The following is a 3,277-nucleotide window of genomic DNA, read 5'->3' as shown; positions in this document are numbered from 1 at the left end:
GGATGCGCCGGTGTCCGGCGGCGTAGGGGGCGCAGCAGGTGGTACGCTGACCTTTATGGCCGGTGGCTCTAAAGACGCTTTTGCCAAGGCCGATCCTCTGTTTGACATCATGGGCCAAAAAGCCGTGCATTGCGGCGACGCGGGCGCCGGTCAAGCAGCCAAAATCTGCAACAACATGATCCTCGGCGTGACCATGATCGCCACCTGCGAGGCCTTTGCTCTCGCTGACAAGCTGGGACTGGATCGCCAGTCGATGTTTGACGTGGTCTCTACCTCCTCTGGCTACAGCTGGACCATGAACGCCTACTGCCCGGCCCCGGGTGTTGGCCCGCAGTCTCCGGCCGACAATGGCTACCAGCCTGGCTTTGCGTCTGAGCTGATGCTCAAGGACCTGCGTCTGTCGCAACAGGCGGCACAGGCGGCGGATGCCGATACGCCGCTCGGGCATGCGGCCTGCGATCTCTATGCGCAATTCGTCGAGGAGGAGGATGGAAAAGGCCGCGATTTCAGCGCGATGCTGCCTCGATTCGAGAAACGCGGACACAGCTGAAACAGCGCGCGGGCACCGGCCGGATAAGGCCAGACAAGATTGCGGGTATGGCCAGCTATATGTTGGCCCTTCCCCTTGCCCTTTGCCGCGATATGTTGCACCACATAGCCCGTAACGACCCGACGGAAGGACCCGGAAAATGGCTGACGGAACGATCGACATGAACGCGAAACCCACAGAAGAGATTTCCGTCCGCGAAGTTTTCGGCATCGACACGGATATGATCGTAAAAGGCTTTGCCACGCGCACCGACCGTGTGCCGGACCTGGACAGCACCTATAAGTTCGATCCCGATACCACGCTGGCCATTCTGGCAGGGTTCTCGCACAATCGCCGGGTCATGATTCAGGGCTATCACGGCACCGGGAAATCGACCCATATCGAACAGGTGGCGGCGCGTCTGAACTGGCCCACGGTGCGGGTGAACCTTGACAGCCATATCAGCCGGATCGACCTTATCGGCAAGGACGCGATCAAGCTGCGCGACGGGGTGCAGGTGACCGAATTCCACGAGGGCATCCTGCCCTGGTCGCTGCGCAATCCCACGGCGATCGTGTTTGATGAATACGACGCCGGGCGTGCCGATGTGATGTTCGTGATTCAGCGTGTACTTGAGGCCGATGGCAAACTCACGCTTCTGGATCAGAACGAGGTGATCACGCCGAACCCCTATTTCCGGATTTTCGCCACCGCCAACACGGTTGGTCTGGGCGACACGACCGGGCTTTACCACGGTACGCAACAGATCAACCAGGGCCAGATGGACCGCTGGAGCCTGGTGGCGACGCTGAACTATCTCAGCCATGACGCCGAGACCGCCATCGTGATCGCGAAGAACCCGCTCTACAACACCGCCGAGGGCCGCAAGACCGTCAGCCGCATGGTGACCGTTGCCGACCTGTCGCGCACGGCCTTCATGAACGGCGAACTTTCGACCGTGATGAGCCCGCGCACAGTGATCGCCTGGGCACAGAATGCCTCGATCTTCCGCAATGTGGGCTATGCGTTCCGCCTGACCTTCCTCAACAAATGCGACGAGCTTGAGCGTCAGACCGTGGCCGAGTTCTATCAGCGCTGCTTTGACGAGGAACTGCCGGAAAGCGCGGCAAATGTAAGCGTCACCTGAGGCGCGTTGCTCGTCTGTCCCTTGCGGGCCGGCCTCGCGAGGCAGCCCGCCCGGGGTGACGAGCACCTCGCGACAGACAGGAGCAGCCCGAAGGATCTGGAAACCGCGTCATGAACAAACCCACCGACAACCCCGCCGATCCGTTCAAGAAGGCGCTTGCCAACGCCACCAAGGTGATGGCGGACGATTGCGATCTGACGATCAGCTATTCGGTGGATCCCGCCGGTATTTCGGGCGATGCGGTGCGCTTGCCGCAGGTCAGCCGCCGGATGACCCGTGAAGAAGTGCTTCTGGCGCGTGGCACCGCCGATGCGCTTGCGCTGCGCCACAAGTTTCACGACGAGGGGCTGCATGCGCGCTATGCTCCGCCGGGCGACATGGCCCGCGAGCTTTACGAGGCGATGGAAACCGCCCGCTGCGAGGCCGTGGGCGCCCGCGACATGCCCGGCACCGCCAGCAACATCGATTCCAAGATTGCCGCCGATGCTCAGCGTCTTGGCTATGAGCAGATCACCTCGACCGCCGATGCGCCCCTGCCCGCCGCCGCCGGTTACCTGATCCGCCACCTCGCCACCGGGCGCGATATGCCCGCAGGGGCGCAGAACGTGATGAATCTCTGGCGTGGTTTCATCGAAGAACAGGCTGGCGGCACGCTCGAAAACCTGCAGGACATCCTTGCCGATCAGGGCGCCTTCGCCAAATTCGCCCGCCGGATCATCGAGGATCTCGGCTATGGCGATCAGCTTGGCGATGATCCCGACACCGCCGATGACGAAGATCAGGACGAAGCCGAAGAAACCGGCGAAGAGCAGGACGAACAGGAAAGCTCCGGCGACGAGGACAGCGACGAGAACGAAGCCGAGGCCGAAGCAGAGCGCAGCCAGGACGAACAGCAGGACGCCTCGCAGGCCCAAGTCAGCATGGACGACATGTCCGACGACGAGATGGACGAGCAGACCGACCTGCCCGATGGCGAGGCCCCGCTAGAGCCGCCCGCGCCGCAGCCGATCTCGGATGCCGACCCGAACTATACCGTCTACAACACTGCTTTTGATGAAGAAATTCGCGCCGAAGACCTTGCCGACCCGATCGAGCTTGAACGCCTGCGCGCCTATCTTGATCAACAGCTGGAACCGCTCAAGGGCGCGGTCAGCCGCTTGGCCAACAAGCTTCAGCGCCGCCTTCAGGCCCAGCAAAGCCGCTCTTGGGAGTTTGATCGCGAAGAGGGCATTCTTGATGCCGGCCGTCTGGCACGGGTCGTGGCCAATCCGACCATGCCGCTGTCATTCAAGGTCGAAAAGGACACCGAGTTTCGGGACACCGTGGTGACGCTTTTGCTGGACAACTCCGGCTCGATGCGCGGGCGCCCCATTTCGATTGCGGCAATCTGCGCCGATGTTCTGGCCCGCACGCTTGAGCGGTGCAGCGTCAAGGTGGAGATCCTCGGCTTTACCACCCGCGCATGGAAAGGCGGGCAAAGCCGCGAGGCATGGCTTGCCGAAGGGCGCCCGCAACTGCCCGGCCGCCTGAATGATCTGCGCCATATCATCTATAAGTCCGCCGATTCCCCGATGCGCCGCACGCGGGACAATCTTGGCCTG

The 3,277-nt window shown here is 62.2% G+C and carries 3 protein-coding genes; all 3 read left to right on the top strand.

Annotation, left to right across the window (positions count from 1 at the left end; all coding sequences use genetic code 11):
* Positions 1 to 550: NAD-binding protein (locus tag QZ522_RS18700; protein WP_294615159.1), on the top strand; the 550-nt coding region annotated here is incomplete at its 5' end.
* Positions 551 to 689: 139 nt separating this feature from the next.
* Positions 690 to 1,676 (top strand): cobaltochelatase subunit CobS, encoded by a 987-nt coding sequence (gene cobS, locus QZ522_RS18695; RefSeq protein WP_294615156.1) that lies wholly within the window; start codon positions 690 to 692, stop codon positions 1,674 to 1,676.
* A 110-nt stretch (positions 1,677 to 1,786) separates the two neighbouring features.
* Positions 1,787 to 3,277 (top strand): cobaltochelatase subunit CobT (locus tag QZ522_RS18690; protein ID WP_294615154.1); only part of this gene is annotated, 1,491 nt, incomplete at its 3' end.

Source organism: uncultured Roseovarius sp., from assembly GCF_913054395.1.
Taxonomy (GTDB): domain Bacteria; phylum Pseudomonadota; class Alphaproteobacteria; order Rhodobacterales; family Rhodobacteraceae; genus Roseovarius.
The sequence above is the reverse complement of the archived record's forward strand: the minus strand, read 5'-3'. Positions and strand labels throughout refer to the sequence as shown.